This is a genomic window from Sphingomonas sp. 35-24ZXX (assembly GCF_000786215.1).
Taxonomy (GTDB): Bacteria; Pseudomonadota; Alphaproteobacteria; order Sphingomonadales; family Sphingomonadaceae; genus Blastomonas.
The window spans coordinates 237483-259202 of record NZ_JROG01000008.1 but is presented as its reverse complement, the minus strand read 5'-3'; the positions used below and the strand labels follow the sequence as shown (position 1 = coordinate 259202).

General features: G+C 63.9%; 16 protein-coding genes. 8 read left to right on the top strand and 8 right to left on the bottom strand.

Annotation, left to right across the window (positions count from 1 at the left end; all coding sequences use genetic code 11):
* Positions 1-37: 37 nt before the first annotated feature.
* Positions 38-550 (bottom strand): helix-turn-helix domain-containing protein, encoded by a 513-nt coding sequence (locus LI72_RS15880; RefSeq protein ID WP_156139655.1) that lies wholly within the window; start codon positions 548-550, stop codon positions 38-40.
* A gap of 263 nt (positions 551-813) precedes the next feature.
* On the opposite strand from LI72_RS15880, the gene LI72_RS15875 reads away from it, so the two are divergent.
* The 3 genes from LI72_RS15875 to LI72_RS15865 all read left to right on the top strand — a co-directional run bounded on the left by LI72_RS15875 (position 814) and on the right by LI72_RS15865 (position 4101).
* Positions 814-1467: a GntR family transcriptional regulator gene (locus LI72_RS15875; RefSeq protein WP_081985105.1), complete on the top strand. Its 654-nt coding sequence runs from the start codon at positions 814-816 to the stop codon at positions 1465-1467.
* A gap of 236 nt (positions 1468-1703) precedes the next feature.
* Positions 1704-2348: a lasso peptide biosynthesis B2 protein gene (locus tag LI72_RS19170; RefSeq protein ID WP_052130006.1), complete on the top strand. Its 645-nt coding sequence runs from the start codon at positions 1704-1706 to the stop codon at positions 2346-2348.
* 58 nt (positions 2349-2406) lie between these two features.
* Complete coding sequence (locus tag LI72_RS15865; RefSeq protein WP_033926886.1) at positions 2407-4101, top strand: asparagine synthase-related protein; 1695 nt, start codon at positions 2407-2409, stop codon at positions 4099-4101.
* Positions 4102-4169: 68 nt separating this feature from the next.
* Here LI72_RS15865 and glmU read toward each other — a convergent pair whose 3' ends face one another.
* The 3 genes from glmU to trmB all read right to left on the bottom strand — a co-directional run bounded on the left by glmU (position 4170) and on the right by trmB (position 7863).
* Entirely contained in the window at positions 4170-5528 is a 1359-nt protein-coding gene (gene glmU / locus LI72_RS15860; protein ID WP_033926885.1) for a bifunctional UDP-N-acetylglucosamine diphosphorylase/glucosamine-1-phosphate N-acetyltransferase GlmU, read from the bottom strand.
* A gap of 293 nt (positions 5529-5821) precedes the next feature.
* A complete protein-coding gene (locus tag LI72_RS15855) occupies positions 5822-7027 on the bottom strand; it encodes a tyrosine-type recombinase/integrase (RefSeq protein ID WP_033926884.1) in 1206 nt (401 codons plus the stop codon).
* Between the two features lie 140 nt (positions 7028-7167).
* Entirely contained in the window at positions 7168-7863 is a 696-nt protein-coding gene (gene trmB, locus LI72_RS15850) for a tRNA (guanine(46)-N(7))-methyltransferase TrmB (protein ID WP_033926883.1), read from the bottom strand.
* 147 nt (positions 7864-8010) lie between these two features.
* Here trmB and LI72_RS15845 point away from each other — a divergent pair, with 147 nt between their 5' ends.
* The 4 genes from LI72_RS15845 (at position 8011) to LI72_RS15830 (ending at position 13113) form a co-directional block, all read left to right on the top strand.
* The gene (locus tag LI72_RS15845; protein ID WP_231562497.1) at positions 8011-9732 is read left to right on the top strand and encodes a long-chain-fatty-acid--CoA ligase; all 1722 of its coding nucleotides are present in this window, start codon (positions 8011-8013) and stop codon (positions 9730-9732) included.
* Positions 9733-9839: 107 nt separating this feature from the next.
* Entirely contained in the window at positions 9840-10238 is a 399-nt protein-coding gene (locus tag LI72_RS15840; RefSeq protein ID WP_052130004.1) for a hypothetical protein, read from the top strand.
* A 50-nt stretch (positions 10239-10288) separates the two neighbouring features.
* Positions 10289-11635 (top strand): TldD/PmbA family protein, encoded by a 1347-nt coding sequence (locus tag LI72_RS15835; protein WP_033926882.1) that lies wholly within the window; start codon positions 10289-10291, stop codon positions 11633-11635.
* A gap of 5 nt (positions 11636-11640) precedes the next feature.
* Entirely contained in the window at positions 11641-13113 is a 1473-nt protein-coding gene (locus LI72_RS15830) for a DUF4403 family protein (RefSeq protein ID WP_033926881.1), read from the top strand.
* Positions 13114-13154: 41 nt separating this feature from the next.
* Here LI72_RS15830 and fghA read toward each other — a convergent pair whose 3' ends face one another.
* Both fghA and LI72_RS15820 read right to left on the bottom strand, forming a co-directional pair.
* Positions 13155-14006, bottom strand: coding sequence for an S-formylglutathione hydrolase (fghA, locus tag LI72_RS15825; protein ID WP_033926880.1), 852 nt, complete (start codon positions 14004-14006; stop codon positions 13155-13157).
* A complete protein-coding gene (locus LI72_RS15820) occupies positions 14006-15118 on the bottom strand; it encodes an S-(hydroxymethyl)glutathione dehydrogenase/class III alcohol dehydrogenase (protein WP_033926879.1) in 1113 nt (370 codons plus the stop codon). Before LI72_RS15820 ends, fghA begins: the two co-directional genes overlap by 1 nt.
* Before the next feature lie 224 nt (positions 15119-15342).
* On the opposite strand from LI72_RS15820, the gene LI72_RS15815 reads away from it, so the two are divergent.
* On the top strand, positions 15343-17367 hold the full coding sequence (locus LI72_RS15815; protein ID WP_156139649.1) for a GAF domain-containing hybrid sensor histidine kinase/response regulator: 2025 nt from the start codon (positions 15343-15345) through the stop codon (positions 17365-17367).
* A gap of 17 nt (positions 17368-17384) precedes the next feature.
* Here LI72_RS15815 and LI72_RS15810 read toward each other — a convergent pair whose 3' ends face one another.
* Positions 17385-19649, bottom strand: a complete 2265-nt coding sequence (locus LI72_RS15810) for an NADP-dependent malic enzyme (protein WP_033926878.1) — start codon at positions 19647-19649, stop codon at positions 17385-17387.
* A gap of 170 nt (positions 19650-19819) precedes the next feature.
* Positions 19820-21688, bottom strand: coding sequence for an alpha/beta fold hydrolase (locus LI72_RS15805; RefSeq protein ID WP_156139648.1), 1869 nt, complete (start codon positions 21686-21688; stop codon positions 19820-19822).
* Between the last annotated feature and the right edge of the window lie 32 nt (positions 21689-21720).

Here is a 21720-nt window from a genome sequence, read left to right as displayed (position 1 = left end):
TCAGAACCAGGAAAAGACCCGCACTGCTAACAACTGCTTACCGGGACGTGCGCGGCTTCAATTGCGGGAGATGCACCGTAGATGGCCGATTGAGCCTGGGCGCATGAGCTTCCAGCCAGTTTTCCGCAAACGTGTCACGCTTGCGGACATGTTCGGCAAGATCACGACACAGCCGCGTGATGCCGCCAATGATCGCGCCCGATTCAAGATAGACAATATCTTCGCCCAGATCCTCATTGAGTTCGCTCAAGGCGATCATGAAGATCTGCATCAGCTTGTTATCTGCACAGCGCTCTGCAAACTCGGGCGATCCCATCGCCATGACAGCCAGCAGGGCTACCGGATCACAGTTTGTCGCCTCGGCAAAACGCACAAGCCGTTCATACGTCACCTTGCCCTGACCCGCCTCGAAATGCTCATAGGATCTCAAGGGCATGTCCATGGCACGCGCGACCTCGGAGCTTCTCATTCTGCGAGATTTCCGGATGCGTCGGAGGGCCGCTGCGATGAGAGCGTTGTCGGAGGATCCCTCTGTTGCTTTGTCAGCCATGTGCGCACCCGCCTCGCATGACGAGCCGGTTGACCGGCCATTGAAGTCAAGCATCTATGGTATCTTTTCCGGCGATTTTTGCAAAGTCACAAATAATTCGCAAATTTCTGGAGCAAGACCGGCAGTTTATCCCGAGAAAGCACAAGACTGGGGTGAAAAGTGCGCATTTCCTAGCGCCAACCTATTCACATCGCAGCTTATGGCATCAAGTGTCAGCAGAATTTTGATGATCGATAGGGCCATTCGGGTTCCTCTCATACACAATGTCCGGCCTGTTCCCTCTGTCTGAACGGAGATGCAATTTGCTGGAAAAGAATCAAGCCTTCGAAAAGGCCTATGGAGCCCTGTATCAAAGCCTGCGAACTGGCCGCTTCCCGCCCGGAACGAGAATCCAGGCCGCAGCCCTTGTGGGGCAGCTCAGGATCAGTGCCACGCCAGTTCGCGAAGCGCTCTCCAGACTTGCCGGCCAGGGATTGCTGATTGATCGCCCTGCCATCGGGTATTTTGTTCCCCCGATCGATCCCATCGTTCTTCAGCATCTCTATTCACTCGCGTCCATGCTCGCCTTGTCAGCTTGCAGGAATTTCAAGCTCGATTGGCCAGAGCATGCTGCCGGCCAGGAATATCGCGGCGCTGGTGAACTGCTGCGCGTGATCGCGTTCCTGACCCCGAACACCGCATTGCAGCACGTCGCATGCTATCTGGATGACCAACTGGCCAGGATCATGCATGCTGAAATCACGCTTTTCAGCGAGTTTGACGCGGCCCAGGGCACCTTGCGCGATTGGCTCCAGACCGGCAACCGCCGCTTCTGTGCCGACAACTTACGTCGCTTTTATGCGCGCCGGATCAACTCCGTCCTGGATATCGCAGCGACAGCAAGCAGGCTTTCGCAAGGCCCAGACAATATATTCTGAATATGCTTTGAGTAGTGCGCCCTCCTGACGTCTCATGAGACTGCCGCATAGGCGGTGATCCAACCAAGGAGGCTACAATGAAGCAAGAAACACGTTCCAAGCTGATCCGTCTCGGCAGTATCCGGCGTGATACCAAGGCGATCGTGACAGCCGGGCAGCAGGAAGAATTCCTGCCGATTCTTTCCTACATGTGACCCTGGGCGGGGCGACTTTCGGGTCGCCCCGCTTGATCTGCCATGCCCTTAGCGCCCCCGCCTCATGTCAGGCTTGCCAATGTTGATGGCGACCTTGTCGTATTCGATTTGCGTCATGACGCGTATCTCGCCGTCGCACGCGACAGCGCCGCTCCGATTCTGTCCGCCTTGTCCGAAGATCCCTTTGATCACTTCGATCCGGTCCTTGCCGAACTGCTGGAAAGCGGTCTTCTCTTGGATGGCACCGCGTGCTGGCAGCCAGATACCGGGTGCCGTCCCGCTGCTCTTCCAGACCAGGCGGCCGAGGCAGGAGAATGCCGGCTGGGGCTGGCGCTCCCTTTCCTGCTGGCGCTAGCCAAGACATTGGCCTCCTATGGACGCAGAAAAGATGTCGGGTCTCTCCTGCGGCAAGCACCGGTCGCAGCATTTGCGCCATCTCCCGAGACGATGGCAGTGATCGTGGCGCAGTTCACTCGGCTGCGCTGCCTTGTCCCCGGAACTGGGCGCTGCCTGATCCAATCGATGCTCCTGACCCGGCTTCTCGCGCAGCTGGGAATCAGGTCGGAGCTGGTGTTCGGGGTTCGTACACACCCGTTTGAGGCGCACTGCTGGGTTGAGTGGGACACCTATGTGCTGAACGACAGTCCAGATCATTGCAGCTGGTTTACAGTCATTGCCCGCTTCTGACTCCCCTGTTCTGTGCGCGCTCGTCGCAAAGCGACCCGGCGTTGCTGCGCTTTCGGCGATGAACGAAATGGCGGCACGTCTTGTCGAGAAGATTCCGGAGCTTTGCACGGTATTGTCGATCAACCGGGCTATCGTGCTGGTTCAGCGCGACGCCCCGATCCTGTTGTCAGATGACAAGAGCGTGGTGCTGATCGGTGATGCCTTTCCTGCGAGCGGCAGGACTTTGCGCAGTGTCGTTCAACCCCTGGTTGCCGAGGACCCGATGGACGCCGCCCGAGCGATCACGCATGCCCTGTGGGGCCGGTATGCCATGATCTGCGCAAGCGCCCATACGGACGAGGCAGCCTGGCTGCGCGACCCTTCGGGAGCCCAAAGGCTTTATGCCTGGCATTGTGATCCACTGGTGGTCGTCACCGACCAGGTTCATCCAGGACTTATCGAATGTCTGGATGCGCAGCCCGCAATCGACTGGCACCGTCTGTCACAGCTGGTCAGGCAGACCGAGATGTCGGCAGCGTTCAGCGCCTTGCATCAGGTGGATATCGTGGTGCCTGGAACACTAGAGTGCATGGGTCCGCGTGGTGTCGAACGAACTGTCATATGGTCACCCGAGCGATTTGCGCAGGGCACTGAAAACAGCGACGGCCACGATCTGCCCGGAATCGCGAGCTACTGCATGGATCACTGGCTTTGCAATCATGACAGGGTCACGCTGGAACTGTCGGGCGGCCTCGATTCCTCGATTGTCGCTGGCCTTGTAGCGAGCTCACCCGAGCAACCCTATCTGCAGGCGCTCAACATTGCCCCGGACTCTCCGGGCGGCGATGAACGGAGCTATGCCAGGGCGGTTGCCAACATGTGGAGTTTCGGGTTGATCGAGACCCGCGTATCACCCACTGAGCTTGATTATCTCCAACTGCTGGATACGCCTCAGACCGTAGAGCCGGCCGTCTACGGCCTGGATCTGCTAGCCGATGGCTTGTCATCGCAAATGGCAGACGCCTTCAACGCAACATGCATTTGCAGCGGGCAGGGCGGCGATGCCCTATTCTTTCAGCCTCATTCCCCGCTGATCGCAGCCGATTACCTGCACAGGCACGGCCCCAACCTTTCATTCTTCGATCTGGTGAATTCGAACGCCGCAGCGACCAACAGCTCGATCTGGGGAGTCATGCAGAGTTTGTGGCGCGCAGAACCGGCGCTCGAACGGAGATCCATGTCCACCGCGCTCGCCGGGCCTGTCAGCCGTCTGGCATGGCAGGATGATCCATTGGTGCATCCATGGACGCGCGGTGCAAGCCATCTGCCCGCTGGAAAGCGCATGCAGATCGCAATGCTCGCCAATTGCCAGCTTTTCCATCGAGCCACCAGCACGAGCCGGAGTAGGCGGCTTGTCCATCCACTGCTGTCGCAACCACTCGTCGAAGCGTGTTTGGCGATTCCATCATGGCAATTGGTGCCTGATCGGCGCGAGCGTGGGCTGGCTAGGGACGTGTTTGGTCATCTGCTGCCTCCGGAAATTCGCAATAGACGCGGCAAAGGGGAGGCATCAGGCTTTTATAACCGGGTTATCGCGACGCATCTGACCAGCCTGCGTCCTCTGCTTCTTGATGGCGTCCTGGCCAGCAAGGGACTGATATCGCCTGACGCTGTTGCAGGGATGCTCACCTCAGAACACCTCCTGTGGAAAGACGATCACCCGATCATCGGTTCGCTCGTTGCACTGGAATTATGGTCGCGCTCTTGGTTGTAGCGCCCTGCAAGCGAAACAGCAGAAAGTGACGCTCGTGGGACGGATACAGCCTTCACACCCGATCTCAATCAGTCACTGTTGGATGTCTTATTGCTCATGGTGTGGTGGAAGCGGTCTGCCCAACCCGGCTTGGTAGCCTGTTCGGCGCGGACAAGGCGGAGCTCGCCATCGGCAACATCGCGGGAAACCGCACTGCCCGCTGCCACAATCGCATCGCGGCCGATATTGACCGGCGCGATCAAAGCACTGTTTGATCCTATAAAGGCATTTTCACCGATAACGGTCTGATATTTGAAATAGCCATCGTAATTGCAGGTGATGGTACCTGCGCCGATATTGGCATTTGCCCCCACGATCGCATCGCCAAGATATGTCAGGTGGCTGGCTTTGGCGCCCGCTCCCAGCACCGCATTCTTCACTTCGACAAAATTGCCGACCTTCGATCCGGTCTGCATTTCTGCACCAGGGCGTAGCCGAGCGAATGGACCGACCGAGCAACCGCTGGCGATGGTTGCCCCCTCAATGTGGCTGAAGGCGTGGATGACGGCACTGGCGGCAATGGTCACCCCGGGCCCAAACACCACATTGGGCTCGATCACCACATCGCGGCCGATCACGGTGTCATGTGCAAACCATACCGTGTCCGGTGCAATCAGCGTGGCGCCTTCCGCCATCGCCTGCGCGCGGCGGCGGGCCTGCCAGATGCTCTCGGCCTCGGCGAGTTCGGCGCGGCTGTTGATGCCGATCAGTTCGTCGGGATCGGTTTCGACCACCACCGCACGGTCGCCATCTGCCAGCGCCAGCATGACGATGTCGGGCAGATAATATTCACCTGCGGCGTTATCATTGCCCACGCGCTCGAGCAGCGGCCAGAGGTCAGAAGTCCGCACCGCGGTGACGCCCGAATTGCACAGCCTGACGGCGCGCTCCTCGGCGCTGGCATCCTTGAATTCGACCATCTTGGCAATGTTGCCGCTGTCATCGGCGATGATCCGGCCATAGGCTTTGGCGTCTTCCGGAACGAAGCCGAGCACCGCGACACGTGGTGCATCCCCGGCCAGCAGCCGTTGCTTGAGCTTCGAAATGGTTTCGGGTTTGAGGAACGGCGTATCGCCGAAGCAGATGATCGCAATACCGTCAAAATCGGCAAGCGCGGCCTTGGCCTGCAGCGCCGCATGGGCGGTGCCCAGCTGTTCGGCCTGATGCGCGATTTCGACACCGCGCGGGGCAACCGATGCCTCCACCTGCTCGCGCCGGGCTCCCACAACGACGACCTGGCGTGCGGCCCCCGCCGCCGTCAGGCTTTCCAGCAGATGATGCAGCATCGGCAGCCCGGCAACAGGGTGTAGCACCTTGTGCAGATCGGACTGCATCCGTGTGCCCTGGCCTGCCGCCAAAATGATTGCGGCCAGCGTCTGCTCACTCATGCCCACACTTTCGACTCCGTTGAACGACAGGCTTACCCCATGTGACTTCAGCTCTTTTTCTGCAACACCCGCCTGATCCAATGTGCGTCTAGGTCGGTTGGGTATGGCTATCTCAGCGGAAACTCGCGGCAAGGCCTGCTTGCAGGTCATGGATTTTGCATTCTTGTGCTGGTTCCAGACGGCTCATTCCTTTCGACCGATGGCAGTCCCCCCGTCGTAACCGCAGTGAACTTGGCAACGGCGACCGAAAGCCTTCGACAGAACTTCATCTGCGACAGTACCACCTGACAGACTCAATCTGAGCGGACCAAGATGCTCGCGACATGGTCACTCCACATATTCATCGCCTCGCGTTTTTCCTGCTTCCAGTCATGCCGCTGGTACACACCGGCCACTCCAGCTCGTGACCCCCCCACATGGTTCAGAACCGCTTCGGTCACTTCAAACCGGACGCCTAGTCGCTGAAAGCCGGTCGCGAGCGTGCGGCGCAGATCGTGCAGACGCCAGGGTTGCAAGGGTTCACCACCATCTTCAGCCACCAGGCGATCAAGTTTCAATTTGCCTTTGTGATACGCCGTAAAGCCGGCTCCAGATGACGTAGCAAAAACCTTCCCGCGGCGCGGCCAGACGGCGGAGCCAGCAACGTCGTTGAGCACGGCAACGGCGAGAGCATTGAGCGGAATCACATTCGGCTCTCCGTTCTTTGATCGAACGCCCGGCAACGTCCAGATCAATTCGGACTGATCGAGTTCTTCCCACGCTAGCGACGCAACTTCCTCACGACGCTGCCCGGTGACAATCAGCAGCCGCACAATCGGGCCAAAGCATGGATGGGTGTGATAGGTCTGGCGCCAGATTCGACCGACCTCGTCGTCAGACAACCATCTGTCCCTTGGTCTTACTGCTGGCGGCGTCTCCATGCCCTCCATCGGGCTACGATCGATGTCGCCTCTGCTGACAGCCCAGCGAAACAACCTCCGCAATACGGCAAAGACATTGCGCCTGTTTGCAACCTGTGTCTGAGGCATGCGATCAAATACAGCGACGATATCAGATCGCTTGATCTTGGGCAGCGGACGTTTCCCGAGTACCGGTGTAACATGCAGCCTCAAAGACCGGGCCACCTGGTCTTTCCAGCCGAACTTAACGACCGACCGCTCAAACCGAAGCGCATAGTTATCAAATGCCAGGTCAACGGCTTCGCGGCGACGCTGCCTGTCAGCCTCCGCAGGATCGGTCCCCTGAGCAATCAGGATAAGCAGACGCTGCGCTTCGTCTCGCGCGGTGGTCGGTGTCCACGGAGATCCGTGACTTCCGATCGTATAGCGTCGCGTGCTGGACTCCCGCCCCCCCATTCTGAACTGCAGCACATACACGACAGCTCCGCTCTTCGAGAACTTGGCGCCAAAACCTTTGATGCCGTCGTCCCAAACGAAGCCTTCGAACTTCTGCGCAATCCACGCATCCACTGACCTTTTGGTGATCTTTCCACTCGCCATTTCGGGTCCTCCAGGCTCTCGCTCAGCAATCACCCAGCAATCACCGAGTAATCACCGAAGCGGAAAACACCGCCAATGAGCGAAAACCATAGAGGACCTAAGACACTGGAAAAACGTACTTTTCGTACTCTAGGCTACGCTCAAATGCGCCTGTACCTAAAGTACCACACCTCGTGGCCCTGGGCGCGGGCCTTGGCCTCGTAGCGAGTCTCGGGCCAGCCGCCGGGGCGGGTGAGGAAGTCCTTGGGGCGTTCGCACAGCCAGTCGAACGCCGGATGGCCATTCATCACCATCATCGCATGCGCGACATAGATGGGGTGGTCGGTGCCGAAGCGGAATTCGCCGCCGGGCTTGAGCTTGCGGGCGATCAGATCGACCGGGCCGGAGTTCATCATCCGGCGCTTGGCATGGCGCGCCTTGGGCCAGGGATCGGGATGGAGCAGATAGACGAAGCTCAAAGACCCATCGGGCACGCGTTCGAGCACGTCGATGGCATTGCCCATGTGCAGCCGGACATTGGGCAGATGCAGCTCGCGCACATGCTGCAACGCGCCGACGACACCGTTGAGAAAGGGCTCAGCCCCGATGAAGCCGTGATCGGGCAGCATGTCGGCGCGATAGGCCATGTGCTCGCCTGAACCGAAGCCGATCTCGAAATGCAGCGGCCGATGATCGCCGAACAGCCGTTCGGACGTGATCTCGCCTTCTTGCGGAACGCTGATCTGGGGGAGAAGCTTCTCCACCAGCTCGGCCTGGCCCAGGCGCAATTTGTGGTTCTGCTGACGGCCATAAAGCCGCCGCACCGAAACGGGATCTCCGGGTTTGTACGCGGTCATGGGCGAAAGCGCTTAGCGAACGTCGTCCGCTATGCAAGCGCTTAGACGCCACCTGCGGGGCTGATTGACGCATTCTATCGGTGCGCTGCGGCGGTCTGAATGGCTAGCGGCTTGTGCCCGACGCGGCTCTTATTTACAGGAGTGTCAATGACTGACGCCCTCGCCTCCGCTTCGCCCCTCGCCGCTCCGCTCGCTCAGGAGGGCGCGCCGATCTGGACAACGCATTACAACCATCCGTGCGCGTGGGATCAGCAGTTTGCGCCGCTGTCGCTGCCCGACATGTTCTTCCGCTCGGCCGGACGCAAGGGTAGCGCGCCGCTGCTCGATTTCATGGGCCGCAAGTACAGCTATGCCGAAACTGCCTCGGGCGTGTGCCGCGTCGCCAAGGGACTGCAGGCGCTGGGCGTCGGCAAGGGCGACCGGATCGGTCTGTTCCTGCCCAATGTGCCGCATTATGTCGCCGCTTATTACGGCGCGATGGCTGCGGGCGCGACGGTGGTCAATTTCTCGCCGCTCTACACCGTGGACGAGCTCGCGCATCAGGTCGCCGACAGCGGCACCACGATCCTGTTCACGCTGTCTGCCGCAGCCTTGCTGCCGACCGCGCTCAAGGTGCTGAACCAGTCCGGGCTGGAGCGGCTGGTGGTGGGATCGGTCGCAGGTGCGCTGCCTTCGGGCAAGGCACTGTTCTACCGCCTGTTCAAGGGCAAGGAGACCGCCGAACGGCCCAATGACCCGCGCATCACCAGCTTTTCCGACCTGATCGACAATGATGGCGCGTACACGCCGGTCCCGATCGACCCGGTGCGCGATATCGCCCTGTTCCAATATACCGGCGGCACCACCGGCACCCCCAAGGGCGCGATGCTGAGCCACCAGAACCTGTCGGCCAACGCGCGGCAGGTCAACGCAATCGATCCGCGGGGTGGCGACGGCGATGACCGCATCCTGGGCGTGCTGCCGTTCTTCCACGTGTTCGCCAACACCTGCGTGCTCAACCGCACCGTGCTCAACGGCGGCGAGATCGTGATGCTGCCGCGCTTCGAGGCGGTGGCGGCGCTGAAGGCGATCACCCGCACCAAGGTCACCGCGCTGCCCGGCGTTCCGACGATGTACCAGGCGCTGCTCGACAACCCGCAGATCGCGCACACCGATTTTGCATCCTTGCGCGCCTGCATCTCGGGTGGTGCGCCTCTCGCGGTCGAGGTCAAGGCGCGGTTCGAACAGGCGACCGGAGCAAACGTGGTCGAAGGCTATGGCCTCACCGAAAGCAGCGGCGTCGTCTCGACCAACCCCTATGAGGGGCTCAACAAGCCCGGCACCATCGGCCAGCCATTGCCTGGAACGATCGTGCGGCTGGTCGACAAGGAAGATCCGACCAAGGATGTGCCGCCAGGCGAGCCGGGCGAGATCATCTTTGCCGGGCCCCAGGTGATGCGCGGCTACTGGAACCGGCCCGATGCCGATTCAGAGGTGTTCATCGGCGAATATCTGCGCACCGGCGATGTCGGGCAGATCGACGAGGACGGCTATATCCGCATCGTCGACCGCATCAAGGACATGATCGCGGTGGGCGGCTTCAAGGTCTTCCCCAGCCAGATCGAGGAAGTCTTGTACCGGCACCCGGCGGTGAAGGAGGCGTTGGTGATCGGCATTCCCGACCCCTATCGCGGTGAAAGCCCCAAGGCGTTCGTTGCGCTGCAGGAGGATGCCGAGGTCGATGGTGCGGCGCTGATGGCCTGGCTCAACCCGCAGCTCGGCAAGCACGAGCGCGTGGCGGCGGTCGACATCCGCGAGGCGCTGCCCAAGACACTGATCGGCAAGCTCGACCGCAAGGCCCTCCGCCAGGCCGAAGGCATTGCGGCATAAGGCGCAGGATTCCGACCGGTTAACGCCTCTTGCCAACCTGTCATCTCAGTGACACACTCACTCAATTGCAGGGGTGGGGCCCTGCATGGAAAGGCAGGGGAACGCCGATGCCCAATGCTATCGAAAAGCGGTTTGAGGCCGCTCGCTACAATTCCGCAATCGTCACGCCCGTTGCGCCTGAAAGCGTGTGGGAAAAGCGCATCAGCAATCATGTCGCTTATGCGCTGCTCGCCTATACCGGGCTGCAGATCTTCGTCGTGATGGGGGCCATCAAGGGCGAGGGCATGTCGATCCTGCCCTATCTGGGGCTGATCGCGCTGGTCGGCATCGTCATTCCGCTCTGCCGCCGGGTCGAGAAGCGCTGGCAGCGCCTGTCGCGCAGCGGCGTATCCGAAGCGGAACTGACCGCCGCCTACAGCAGCGATCGCCTGGGAATCTGGTTGTTTGCCATCGGCTTTCCGTTTGCGTTCGTGCTGCTGGTCAAGGGGCTGGCCGCGCTGTTCTGATCGGCGGCGGTTCGATTGACCATCTCCTGCCAGCAGCTTAAACGCGGCTGATGCAGACCCCCGAACAAGCCAGAGACCTGGCGCAAGACCTTGTCGCCCGCGCCATCGCAGCGGGGGCAAGCGCCGCCGATGCGGTCTTCGCCTGCGATGCTTCGACCGATGTGCAGATTCGCCTGGGCGCGCTCGAGGACGTCCAGCGTTCGGAAAGCGCGGCAATCGGCCTGCGGGTGTTCCACGGCAAACGCTCGGCCAGCGTATCGGGCGCGGATGTCACGCCTTCGGGGCTGGCGACGCTCGCCGAACGCGCGGTGGCAATGGCGCGGCTGGCGCCTGAAGATGCCTATGCGGGCCTCGCCCCCGAAGAGATGCTGGCGCGCGGCCCCCTGCCCGACCTGCAGCTCGATGACCAGGGCGATCCCGACCCGGCGCTGCTGCGCACGCTGGCCGAGGCCTGCGAAGAGGCCGCGCGCGCGGTCCCCGGCGTCACCAACAGCGAGGGCGGATCAGCAGGCGCGGTGCGCTCGTTGATGGCGCTCGCCACCAGCCACGGCTTTGCCGGTAGCTATGGCGGCAGCCGCTATGGCATCGGCGCCAGCGTGCTCGCAGGCAGCGAAGGCAAGATGGAGCGCGATTCGGCATCGCACAGCGTCCGTTTCCTGGCTGATCTCGAATCCCCCGAATCCATCGGCCGCCGCGCGGGCGAGCGCGCGGTGGCACGGCTGGGCGGTGGCAGGCTGGAGAGCGGGCCGATGCCGGTGATCTATGACCGCCGCGCCGGCGGATCACTGATCGGGCCGCTGCTCGGCGCGATCTCGGGCGGAGCGATCGCGCGCAAGACCAGCTTCCTGCTGGAGAAGCGCGGCACCGCAATCTTCGATTCGATGGTCTCGATCATCGATGATCCGCACCGCATCCGCGGCCTGCGTTCGCGCAGCTTCGATGGCGAAGGGCTGGCAACCGCCCGCTTCCGCGTGATCGACCAGGGCGTGCTCACCGGCTGGATGATGGACAGCGCCTCTGCGCGCCAGCTGGGCGAGGCCCCCACCGGTCATGCTGCGCGCGGCCTCAGCGGCGCGCCGTCGACCGGATCGAGCAACATCCATATGGAGGCCGGGCGCGACAGCCCCGCCGCCCTGATGGCAGGCATCACCACCGGATTGTACGTCACCGAGCTGATCGGTATGGGCGTCAACGGCGTGACCGGCGATTACAGCCGCGGCGCCAGCGGCTTCATCATCCGCGATGGCGAGCTGGCAGAGCCGGTCAGCGAAATCACGATCGCGGGCAATTTGATCGACATGTTCGCAGCGCTGATTCCGGCGGACGATCTGGAATTCCGCTATGCGGTCAACGTGCCGACGCTGCGCGTCGACGGCATGGTCGTCGCGAGCAGCTGACCCTCATGGCGCGCATCCCCTCCCGCCTGTTGCTCACCGTGCTGGCAGCGTCGCTGCTGAGCGGCTGCGGCGGCTGGCGCGACCAGGGGCGGCCGCCCCGCACCGACGATGCGATCACCATCAAGCCGCAGGCCTCGCTGGTGTCTGTTCCGGTCGAGGCGGAGCTGGGCGATCTGGCGCGCGCGCTGGAGCGACGCGTGCCGCGCCAGCTGTGGCGCATCAACGAACCCGGCCAGACCTGCGTTGCCAGCAAGGCGGTCGACCTGGGCATCGCCAAGCTCAAGACGCCCACGATCAAGTGCAACATCGTCGGCGAGGTGACCCGCGGTCCGGTGCGGGTCGCAGGATCAGGCAAGGCGCTGCGCTTTTCCTTCCCGATCACTGCCGTCGTCCGCGCCGAAGACATTGGCGGGGTACTGAAGCGCGAAACCGCCACGGCCAAGGCGATGGCCCATGCGGTCGTCCGGATCGATCTGCAGAAGGACTGGTCTCCCCGGGGCACGGTCAGCCTGAGCTATGACTGGATGGCGGAGCCGCATGTCGAGTTTCTGGGCCAGCGCATCAAGCTGACCGAGCCTGCCGAACGCGAACTGGCCCCGATCATCGCCAGGCTGGAGCGCGAGCTGCCCGGCGAGCTGGGACGGATCGGAATCCAGAAGCAGATCGGGCAGGCCTGGGCCAGCGCCTTCACTTCGGTGGTGCTCAACGAGCGCAACCCCGAGGTCTGGATGCGGATCACCCCTCGCGCGCTGCAATATGGCGGCTACGAGGTCAGGAACGGGCGGCTGCTGCTGCGCCTGGGGATGCGTGCGCTGACCGAAACCTATGTCGGCCACCGGCCGCGGCCGCGCGCACCCACGCCGCTGCCGCAGATGCAGCCGCTCGATGCCAAGCCCGGCGAGCTGTCGTTCTTCCTGCCGGTCTTCGCCGATTATCGCGCGCTTGAGCCGGTGCTGGTCAAGGCGCTGCGCAAGCGATCGCAGCGGCCGTTCATGGTGCCGGGGCTCGAACCTGTCGACGCGAAGTTCAAGTCGGTGACGATCTACGGCACCACTGGCGGCCGGATCGCGGTGGGACTGACCTTCTCGGCGCACGAGCGCGGCAGCAGGACGCCCACCAGTGGCACGGTGTGGATGACGGGCAAGCCGGTCAATGCCGAGGATTCGCGCCGGGTCGGCTTCACCGACTTCGCGGTGACCGGAACCACCGACATGACCGGGGGCGACCTGATTCTCGATCTGGTCAACGCGCCGGGCGTCGCGCCGATGATCGCCGATCTGCTCGCACAGAATTTCGAGCGCGACTATGCCGAGCTGCTGGGCAAGGTTGATCGCGCCATCGAGGCCAAGCGGGCTGGCGACGTGATCATCCATGCCGAGGTCAAGCGCGCCAGGACCGGGCAGCTGCAGGCCGCTGGCGCGGGGCTTTACCTGCCGGTCTGGGCGACCGGGACCGCGAGCGTCACCATCGTTCCCTGAAGCGCAGAAGCGCGCCGCGCGGCCATCATTCTGTCAGAGCGTCAGGCCATCAGGCGCGCGGCATGCCAGCGCAGATGGTCTTCCATGAAGGTCGAGATGAAATAATAGCTGTGGTCATAGCCCGGCTGCATCCGCAGCATGAGGTCAATGCCCGCGGCCTCGCAGGCATGCGCCAGCAGCTGCGGCTTCAACTGTTCGACGAGGAAATTATCCGCCTCGCCCTGATCGACCAGCAGTGCAGGCACGCGCGCGCCATCCTCGATCAGCGCCACCGCATCGTGCCGGCGCCACGCGGCGGCATCATCGCCCAGATAGCCGCCCAGCGCCTTCTGACCCCAGGGAACCTGCGAGGGCGCGACGATCGGCGCGAAGGCCGAGACCGCCTTGAAGCGCTCAGGCAAGGTCAGCCCGATGGTCAGCGCGCCATGGCCGCCCATCGAATGGCCCATGATCGACTGGCGATCCATGTCCGCAGGAAAGCAGTCACCGATGATCTCGGGCAGTTCCTCGGTGACATAGGTCCACATCTTGTAGTGCTGCGCGAACGGGTCCCGCGTCGCATCGACATAGAAGCCCGCGCCGAGGCCGAAATCATAGGCGCCTTCCGGGTCATCGGCGACGCCTTCGCCCCGCGGGCTGGTATCGGGCGCGACGAAGATCAGGCCGAGCTTGGCGCAGGCGCGGCGATAGTCGCCCTTTTCGGTGACATTGGCATGGGTGCAGGTGAGGCCCGAGAGATACCAGACCACCGGCAGCTTCGCCCCTTCGGCATGATCGGGCACGAACACCGAGAAGGTCATGTCGGTGCCTGTCGCCTCGGACGCGTGGCGCAGCACCGCCTGCTCGCCGCCGAAGCTCCTGACCGACGAGAGGGTTTCGACAGGCACCGGCATCAGAACACCACCACGGAGCGGATCGATTTGCCCGCGTGCATCAGATCGAACGCGGTGTTGATCTCTTCCAGACCCATCACGTGCGTGATCATCGGATCGATCTCGATCTTGCCGGTCATGTACATGTCGACGATCTCGGGCACATCGGTGCGGCCCTTGGCCCCGCCGAACGCGGTGCCGCGCCAGTTGCGGCCGGTCACCAGCTGGAACGGACGGGTGGCGATCTCCTTGCCGGCCTCGGCCACGCCGATGATGATCGAGGTGCCCCAGCCCCGGTGGCAGGCTTCCAGCGCGGTGCGCATCACCTCGGTATTTCCGGTCGCATCGAAGGTATAGTCCGCGCCGCCATCGGTCATCGCGACGATCTTCGCGACGGTGTCCTCGCGGCTCAGGCCCTTCGAATTGAGGAAATCGGTCATGCCGAAGCGGCGGCCCCAATCCTCGCGATCGGGGTTGATGTCGACGCCGATGATCTTGTTCGCGCCGGCAAGCTTGGCACCCTGCAGCACGTTGAGACCGATGCCGCCGAGGCCGAACACCACGATGTTGTCGCCCGGCTGGACCTTGGCGGTCTTGGTGACCGCGCCGACACCGGTGGTCACCCCGCAGCCGATATAGCAGGCCGACTGGAACGGCGCATCCTCGCGGATCTTGGCGACGGCAATCTCGGGCAGCACGGTGAAGTTGCTGAAGGTCGAGCAGCCCATATAGTGATAGATCGGCTGGCCCTTGTAGCTGAACCGCGTCGTGCCATCGGGCATCAGGCCCTTGCCCTGCGTCGCGCGGATCGCGGTGCACAGGTTTGACTTGCCCGAGAGGCAGGTTTTGCATTGGCCGCATTCGGGGGTGTACAGCGGGATGACATGGTCGCCGGGCTTGACCGAGGTCACGCCCGCGCCGACTTCGCGCACGATGCCTGCGCCTTCATGGCCCAGCACGCTGGGGAACAGCCCCTCGCTGTCCAGCCCGTCGAGCGTATAGGCATCGGTGTGACAGACGCCCGTTGCCATGATCTCGACCAGAACCTCGCCGGCCTTGGGCCCTTCAAGGTCAAGCTCGACGATTTCGAGCGGCTTCTTGGCTTCAAAGGCAACGGCGGCACGGGTTTTCATGGGTCGCAGGCTTTCTTGCATGGGGGTGCACTTTTGCCGGGCTCTAGCATCATGAGCACCCGGCGTTAAGGCGCAACTTGCACGCTTGCAGGGTCGGTCCAGGCCAGCGGAACCGTGCGCAGACGCGAACAAAATCCACCACCCCGCTGGCGCTCGCGCATCAGCGGCCTATATTGGCCAGCAACCGGGCGCGCAGCAACGCCGCCAGACAAGCGAACGGGTCGATGCTGCTCAATCTCAGCCATGCCAGTTTCCGGAATGACGATGAGGCTGCACGGCTCGCTGCCCTGCGCACCTATCAGCTCACGCCCGATGACAGTGACAACGGCCTGTATGCCGATCTGGTTGCGCTCGCGCGCACGATCGGCAGCTGCGAGACCGCCTTCATCTCGATCGTCGAGGAAGAGCGCCAGTGGTTCAAGGCCTCCGAAGGGCTGGACATCGACCAGACGCCGCGTTCGATCGCCTTTTGCGACCACGCCATCCGCTCCAGCGAAGTCATGGTGGTGCTCGACGCCGCGCAAGACCCGCGCTTTGCCGACAATCCGCTGGTCACCGGGCCGCCACACATCCGCTTTTATGCCGGGGCACCGGTCATCAACAACGATGGCTTTGCGCTGGGGACGATCTGCCTGTCGGACAGCCAGCCGCGCGACCGGTTCGACGGCGCCCCGCTGCTGGCGGCGCTGGCACGGCAGGTGGCCGCACTGCTGGAGCTGCGGCGGCAGCTGATCCACCAGCAGCTGGCAGCAGACCTTGCCGCCGATCAGCGCGACCGGCTGTGGGATTCGTCGCTCGACATGATGCTGATCACCACCAACGACGGGGTATTGGTCGCCGGAAACCCCGCCTGGGAGAAGGCCTTCGGGCCGGTTCCTGCCGATGGCAGCGGGAAGATCGGACACTATTTCGCCGAGCCGCAGCAGGGCGAACTGGTGCAGCTGGCCAGCGGCCAGAGCGATGTTCAGGTCGAGCGCGAGATGCGCGGACGCGACGGCCAGCCGATCTTCGCAAGCTGGAGCCTGGCGCGCGAGGGCGACCTGGTCTTCGGCATCGCGCGCGACATCACCCGCGCCCGCGCCGCAGAGACCCAGCTCGCCCAGGTCCAGCGGATGGAAACGATCGGCCAGCTGACCGGCGGCATCGCGCACGATTTCAACAACCTGCTGACGATCATCTCGGGCAATCTCGATATCGCGCAGAAGCGGATGGCATCGGGCCAGGTCGAGCGCGCCGGGACGGCAATCGCCAACGCGCGCGACGGCGCCAGTCGCGCGGCCAATCTGACCCAGCGGCTGCTCGCCTATGCGCGCCGCCAGTCGCTGACGCCGACGCGGATCAAGCCGGCCGACCTCATCCGCGACCTCGAGCCGCTCGCTGCGCAGGCACTCGACGAGCGGCACACGCTCAAGGTCGAATGCCCCGACAGCCTGTGGCCGATCACCGTCGATGCGAGCCAGCTCGAAAACGCGCTGCTCAACCTGGTGGTCAACGCGCGCGATGCGATGGAACAGCCTGGCACGATCACCGTGCATGCCGCCAATGCCCATCGCGGCCCCGACGATCTTGATGACGGGCACGATGCGCCAACCGGCCGCTATGTCCGCTTCTGCGTCAATGACACCGGATCGGGGATCGCACCCGATATCGCCGCGCATATCTTCGAGCCGTTCTTTACCACCAAGGATATCGGCAAGGGCACCGGCCTGGGGCTGAGCCAGGTGCAGGGCTTTGTCGCGCAATCGGGCGGCTTCGTGACGCTCACCACCGCGCCGGGCGAGGGCACCACGCTCAGCCTGTGGCTGCCGGTGACCGAGGATGCAGCAGACGATGCCGCGCGGGACAGGCTGCCGCGCGAGGCCGGTGACGCCTGCCGCGCCGGGTGCACGATCATGCTGGCCGAGGACAATGCCGAGCTGCGCGCGCATGTCAGCGATGTGCTGCAGGATGCCGGGTTCAAGGTCGTCGAGGCCGAGGACGGCCAGCAGGCGCTCGACATGATGCGCGCCGCCGAGCCCCGCCCCGATCTGCTGCTGAGCGACATCACGATGCCGCGCCTCGACGGCCGTGCCTTGGCGACCGAGGTTCACCGCGCCTGGCCGGAGATTCCGATCGTGCTGATGACCGCTTATGCGGGCGGCGCGATCGAAAGCGGCTGCCCGCACAACCTGCTGATCACCAAGCCGTTTGCGCCCGATGATCTGGTGGCGCTGGTCCGGCGGACACTCGCCGCCGTCCCAGCCGCCTGATCAACCCACAGGGCCGATCAACCCACCACGCCCGACGAGGCGAGCAGCGCCAGCGTCAGCAGATCGCCTGCCGTCGATGACATCGCCGCGATCTGCACCGGCTTTTCCATGCCGATCAGCATCGGCCCGATCATCGCATCGCCGCCCAGTTCGCGCAGCAGCTTGGCCGACAGGTTGGCCGATTGCAGCCCGGGCATGATCAGCACATTGGCCGGGGCCGACAGGCGGCAGAACGGATAGTTCGCCATCAGCTTGGGGTTGAGCGCAACGTCGGGCGACATTTCGCCTTCATATTCGAACGTTGCCCCGCGCTGATCGAGGATGCTCACCGCGTCGCGGATATTGTCCAGCCAGCGCCCCGAGGGATTGCCGAAATTGGAATAGGACAGGAAGGCGACCCGGGGTTCATGCCCCAGCCTGCGCGCGACATGCGCGGTGTTTTCCGCGATGCAGGCCAGTTCCTCGGCATTGGGCCGCTCGTTGACCGTGGTATCGGCGAGGAACACGGTGTGGCTCTTGCCGACCATGACATGGATGCCGAAGGGCGTCTCGCCCGGCTTGGGATCGAGCACGCGGCGGATCTCGCGCATAGACTGGCCGAAGGTGCGGGTGATGCCGGTCAGCATCGCGTCCGCCTCACCCAGATGCAGCAGCGCCGATCCGAAGATGTTCCGGTCCTGGTTGACCATGCGCTTAACGTCGCGCTTCAGGTAGCCGCGCCGCTGCAGCCGTTCGTACAGCACATCGACCATGCGCGGCACCAAAGGCGAGTTGACCGAATTGTGCACCTCGAACGCCATCGGATCATCGACCGCCAGCTCCTTGAGCTTGTCGCGCACCCGCTGCTCGCGTCCGACCAGCACCGGCGTGCCATAGCCGCCATCGCGGAACTGGATCGCGGCGCGCAGCACCACTTCTTCCTCCGCCTCGGCAAACACCACGCGCTTGGGATTGGCGCGGGCATCGCTGTACACCTGGGTCAGCACCGCGGTCGTGGGGTTGAGCCGGCTCTTGAGCGAATGGCGATACGCGGCCATGTCCTCGATCGGCTTTTGCGCCACGCCGGTATCCATCGCCGCCCGGGCAACGGCTGCCGACACGCGCTCCATCAGCCGGGGATCGAACGGTGCGGGGATGATGTAGTCGACCCCGAACTTCTGTGTCGCGCCGCCATAGGCTGCCGCCACCTCTTCGGGTACCTGCTCGCGCGCCAGCTCGGCAATTGCCCGGGCCGCGGCGATCTTCATTTCCTCGTTGATCGCGGTCGCGCGCACGTCGAGCGCGCCGCGGAAAATGAACGGGAAGCCCAGCACGTTGTTGACCTGGTTGGGATAATCCGACCGGCCGGTGGCGATGATCGCATCGGGACGCGCCGCCTTGGCATCGGGCGGGGTGATTTCCGGGTCGGGATTGGCCATCGCGAAGATGATCGGCTGCGGCGCCATCTTCATCACCATCTCGGGCTTGAGCGCGCCGGCGGCCGAAAGTCCCAGGAAGATGTCGGCACCGTCGAGCGCTTCTTCGAGCGTGCGCCGGTCGGTCTTGGCGGCGTGCGCGGACTTCCACTGATCAAGATCGTCGCGGCCCTGATAGATCACGCCCGATCGGTCGCACATCAGCACGTTGTCGTGCCGCACGCCCATCGCCTTGATCAGTTCGGTGCACGCGATCGCTGCGGCGCCCGCGCCGTTCACCACCATCTTCACATCGGCAAAATCGCGGCCCGTCAGGTAGCAGGCGTTGAGCAGGCCGGCAGCGGAAATGATCGCGGTGCCGTGCTGGTCATCGTGCATGACCGGAATGTTCATCCGCTCTTTCAGCGCCTGTTCGATGATGAAGCACGCAGGCGCGCCGATATCTTCCAGGTTGATCCCGCCGAAGGTCGGCTCGAGCAGTTCGACGCACTCAATGAAGCGCTGGACGTCCTCGGTGTTCACCTCGATATCGATCGAATCGACATCGGCAAAGCGCTTGAACAGCACCGCCTTGCCTTCCATCACCGGCTTGGCGGCGAGCGCACCCAGATTGCCGAGACCCAGGATCGCGGTTCCGTTGGAGATCACCGCGACCAGATTGCCCTTGGCGGTATAGTCATAGGCGGTCGACGGGTCCTCGGCGATGGCGCGCACCGGCACCGCGACGCCCGGCGAATAAGCGAGGCTCAGGTCGCGCTGGGTCGCCATCGGCTTGGACGCGATGATCTCGATCTTGCCGGGTCGGCCCGAAGAGTGGAAGTACAGCGCCTCGCGCTCGGTGAACTGGACGTTGCTCTTCTCGCTCATCGACAGGCCCTTGTCTGGCGGGTGCGTGGGCGCAGCCGCTGGTGGATCGGTTTATCTGTGTGCCGGTTTCCGGCCAGGTTGGTTGAAGACGCCCCGTACCCCTGTGCATAGCCGTGACGGTACGGATTGAGCAAGTATTAGCGCAGGCAAATGTTGCGCAGCATGGTGCATCAATCGCACGCAGCGCCGCGCAGCGCGGCCGCGATCAGGTCAGGCCGCTGGAACAGCAGCATCCGCCCGGCCCCTTCCACCACCTGCGCCCGGGCACCCGGCCAGATCGATTGCCAATAGGGAACCGAATCCGCCGACGCATACATCGTGTCCTGCTCGCCGCACAGGATGGTGATCGCGCTGCCATCAGCGATTGCCACCACGCTGTCGTGCGGCTCCGACCGGGCGATGGCCAGAAAACCCGCGCCCCCCTGCATCGCACTTTGCTGCGTCGCGCGGACATAGCCGGACAGGATCTCGGGGTCTGCGAGGGTCCGGCGATCGGCCTCCGATCCGCCGACGACCTGTATCACCAGCCGCTCGACCGTGCGCGCCGAGGCGCGGCGCGACAGATGCGTCGCGAGCGGTCCGACCAGCCCCGGGCGCGAATAGACCAGCTGCTTGACATGGCCGTGCAGCCCCTGAAGCCGCCCGTCGCGCTGCGGCGGCGGCTCCGGGTTGAGCACCACCGCGCGGTTGAGCCGCTCGGGGTGATGCGCCGCGACATAGGCCAGCACCATCGTGCCGCCGCGCGCCAGGATGCACGCGCGCTGCAGCCCAAGGGCATCAAGGATCTCCAGGATATCGCGCGCATTGTGCGCCAGATAGTCGCCCTCGACCATCGCGGTCAGGCCGAAGCCGGGCCGGTCGAGCGTGATCGGTCGAAGGCCCTCCGCCTGCAGCGCGGCAATCGCCTTGGCCGGAAGATGCCGCCCGGTGGTCGCGGTGTGCAGGCAGACCATGGGAATGCCGTCTCGCGGGCCATGGTCGGCAAAGGCGATGCGCCCCGTCCGGTCGCGGCGGGGCAGCAGCCGCAGCGGCTCTGCGCCGCGCGTCGCCACCGAAAGATCGATATCGGTCGCGTCGGCCAGCGCCGCCACCGCCTGGATATGCGCGACCAGCGTGGTCAGCTGGACCAGCGATGCCAGCTCGCAGCTCGCAAAGATCGCCTTGAGTTCGGCCTTGACGATATTCACCGACAGCGCCAGCTGCTGCGCGCATTCCTCTCGGGTCAGGCCACGCGCGATGGTGTGCGCGATGCGCGCCTGCCGCTCGGTGAGCCCGAAAATGTCGCGCAGCACGGGCTCGATGACGAGTCCGCCTGGCTGCTCGCCGCTTTCGATCTGCAGGCACAGCGCGACGAACTCACCCTGGCGGTGACAGCCTGCCTTGGCCATCGCCGCCTTGATGACGTCGCGCCCGGTCTCATAGCCGATGCCCTCCATCCGGGCGGCCGTGCGCACATCGCCGCCGCGCACCAGAGCCTCTGCCATGCTCGCCTCGCGCGCGGTAAAGCCGAACAATCGCGCTGCCGATGCCAGCCCGCGCGGCTGCAGCGTCGGCGGCAGGTGCGCGACCAGCGCATAATCCGCCGCACCGCTCTCAAGCGCACGGCGCACCTCAGGGGCGAGCGGCCAGTGGCGTGCAGCGGCCAGCGGTGCTGCGGCCACCGCGATGAACTTGCCTCCATGCCCCTGTCCTCCGGAAACGTCCTCGAGCAGATAGGACACGCTGGCCTTGCCCGCCTTGAGCGCGCCGAGCTCGGCCCGGCCGCGGTGAAGCGGCGCGGCCCAGGCCGCGAAGGCCGGGTCGGCGCAGACGACATCCCCCTCGGCATCGCACGCGGCAGAAGCATAGGCGCGGGGATTGACGAACGCGGGGCCGGCGGGAGCGAGATCGGCATCGCGCGTCATCGCCTCAGCCAAAGCCTCGGGCGCTTCGGCGAGCAAGGCACCGAAGCCATCGGCATCCTCGTGCAGCATATCGAGCGGATTGTGATCGTTGCCCGTGGAGCGGAACCGCTCCAGAAAGCGCTGTGCGCGGGACACGGCAAAGTTCCCCTGCCTGAAGCGCGACCCCA

What these genes read in the sequence shown, in the direction of transcription:
- LI72_RS15880 (WP_156139655.1), bottom strand. Translation starts at nt 550, where the DNA reads ATGGCTGACAAAGCAACAGAGGGATCCTCCGACAACGCTCTCATCGCA.
- LI72_RS15875 (WP_081985105.1), top strand. Translation starts at nt 814, where the DNA reads ATGTCCGGCCTGTTCCCTCTGTCTGAACGGAGATGCAATTTGCTGGAA.
- LI72_RS19170 (WP_052130006.1), top strand. Translation starts at nt 1,704, where the DNA reads ATGCCCTTAGCGCCCCCGCCTCATGTCAGGCTTGCCAATGTTGATGGC.
- LI72_RS15865 (WP_033926886.1), top strand. Translation starts at nt 2,407, where the DNA reads ATGAACGAAATGGCGGCACGTCTTGTCGAGAAGATTCCGGAGCTTTGC.
- glmU (WP_033926885.1), bottom strand. Translation starts at nt 5,528, where the DNA reads ATGAGTGAGCAGACGCTGGCCGCAATCATTTTGGCGGCAGGCCAGGGC.
- LI72_RS15855 (WP_033926884.1), bottom strand. Translation starts at nt 7,027, where the DNA reads ATGGCGAGTGGAAAGATCACCAAAAGGTCAGTGGATGCGTGGATTGCG.
- trmB (WP_033926883.1), bottom strand. Translation starts at nt 7,863, where the DNA reads ATGACCGCGTACAAACCCGGAGATCCCGTTTCGGTGCGGCGGCTTTAT.
- LI72_RS15845 (WP_231562497.1), top strand. Translation starts at nt 8,011, where the DNA reads ATGACTGACGCCCTCGCCTCCGCTTCGCCCCTCGCCGCTCCGCTCGCT.
- LI72_RS15840 (WP_052130004.1), top strand. Translation starts at nt 9,840, where the DNA reads ATGCCCAATGCTATCGAAAAGCGGTTTGAGGCCGCTCGCTACAATTCC.
- LI72_RS15835 (WP_033926882.1), top strand. Translation starts at nt 10,289, where the DNA reads ATGCAGACCCCCGAACAAGCCAGAGACCTGGCGCAAGACCTTGTCGCC.
- LI72_RS15830 (WP_033926881.1), top strand. Translation starts at nt 11,641, where the DNA reads ATGGCGCGCATCCCCTCCCGCCTGTTGCTCACCGTGCTGGCAGCGTCG.
- fghA (WP_033926880.1), bottom strand. Translation starts at nt 14,006, where the DNA reads ATGCCGGTGCCTGTCGAAACCCTCTCGTCGGTCAGGAGCTTCGGCGGC.
- LI72_RS15820 (WP_033926879.1), bottom strand. Translation starts at nt 15,118, where the DNA reads ATGAAAACCCGTGCCGCCGTTGCCTTTGAAGCCAAGAAGCCGCTCGAA.
- LI72_RS15815 (WP_156139649.1), top strand. Translation starts at nt 15,343, where the DNA reads ATGCTGCTCAATCTCAGCCATGCCAGTTTCCGGAATGACGATGAGGCT.
- LI72_RS15810 (WP_033926878.1), bottom strand. Translation starts at nt 19,649, where the DNA reads ATGAGCGAGAAGAGCAACGTCCAGTTCACCGAGCGCGAGGCGCTGTAC.